This window comes from Kocuria rosea subsp. polaris (assembly GCF_001483755.1).
In the GTDB taxonomy this organism is placed as follows: domain Bacteria; phylum Actinomycetota; class Actinomycetes; order Actinomycetales; family Micrococcaceae; genus Kocuria; species Kocuria cellulosilytica.
The window spans coordinates 65,764-66,935 of the sequence record NZ_LQBK01000007.1 but is presented as its reverse complement, the minus strand read 5'-3'; the positions used below and the strand labels follow the sequence as shown (position 1 = coordinate 66,935).

General features: G+C 64.5%; 1 protein-coding gene (running past one end of the window). It reads right to left on the bottom strand.

Annotated features, from left to right (window positions below):
* Positions 1-1,172 carry part of the coding region annotated (locus AVL61_RS06840) for a cbb3-type cytochrome c oxidase subunit I (protein WP_058873618.1) on the bottom strand (this coding region is incomplete at its 3' end). Its footprint extends 99 nt past the window's final position, so 1,172 of the 1,271 annotated nt are shown.

Genomic DNA, 1,172 nt, shown 5'->3' with positions numbered 1-1,172 from the left:
TCGACCTCGACCTTCGTGCCGTTGCGCCAGGTCGTGTACACGTTCCAGAACCACGGGATCATGGACACGCCCAGGAGCATCGCCCCGACGGTGGAGATCTGGTTCATCCAGGTGAAGTCGTCCTCCGGCAGGTAGTCCGCGTAGCGGCGCGGCATGCCCTCGACGCCCAGCCAGTGCTGGATCAGGAACGTCATGTGGAAGCCCAGGAACAGCAGCCAGAAGTGGATCTTGCCGATCCGCTCGTTGAGCATCTTCCCGGTGAACTTCGGCCACCAGAAGTAGAACCCGGCGAACATGCCGAACACGACGGTGCCGAAGATGACGTAGTGGAAGTGGGCGACCACGAAGTACGAGTCCGAGACGTGGAAGTCCAGCGGCGGGGTGGCCAGGATGACACCGGTGAGCCCGCCGAAGAGGAACGTGAACAGGAAGCCCAGGACCCACAGCATGGGGGTCTCGAAGGTGATCGAGCCCTGCCACATGGTGCCGATCCAGTTGAAGAACTTCACGCCGGTGGGCACCGCGATCATCATGGTCATGAACGCGAAGAAGGACAGCATCACCGCACCGGTGACGTACATGTGGTGGGCCCACACCGTCACCGAGAGCGCGGCGATGGTGATGGTCGCGAAGACCAGACCCTTGTAGCCGAACAGCGGCTTGCGGGAGAACACCGGGATGATCTCCGAGACGATGCCGAAGAACGGCAGGGCCAGCACGTAGACCTCGGGGTGGCCGAAGAACCAGAACAGGTGCTGCCACAGCACCGCTCCCCCGTTGGCCGGGTCGAAGATGTGCCCGCCCAGGGTGCGGTCCATGCCGAGCGCGAACAGCGCCGCCGCCAGCGGCGGGAAGACCATGATCACGAGCAGCGAGGTGATCAGCGTGTTCCAGGTGAACAGGCCCATCCGCCACACGGTCATGCCGGGGGCGCGCATCGCGATGATCGTGGTGATGAAGTTGACGCCGCCCATGATGGTGCCGAAGCCGGACAGGGCCAGGCCGAAGACCCACAGGTCACCACCGGCACCGGGCGAGAACGAGGAGTTCGACAGCGGGGTGTAGGCGAACCAGCCGAAGGAGGCCGCGCCCTGCGGGGTGAGGAACCCGGCGGTGGCGATCAGGGACCCGAAGAGGAAGAACCAGAAGGCCAGGGCGTTGAGCCGCGGGAA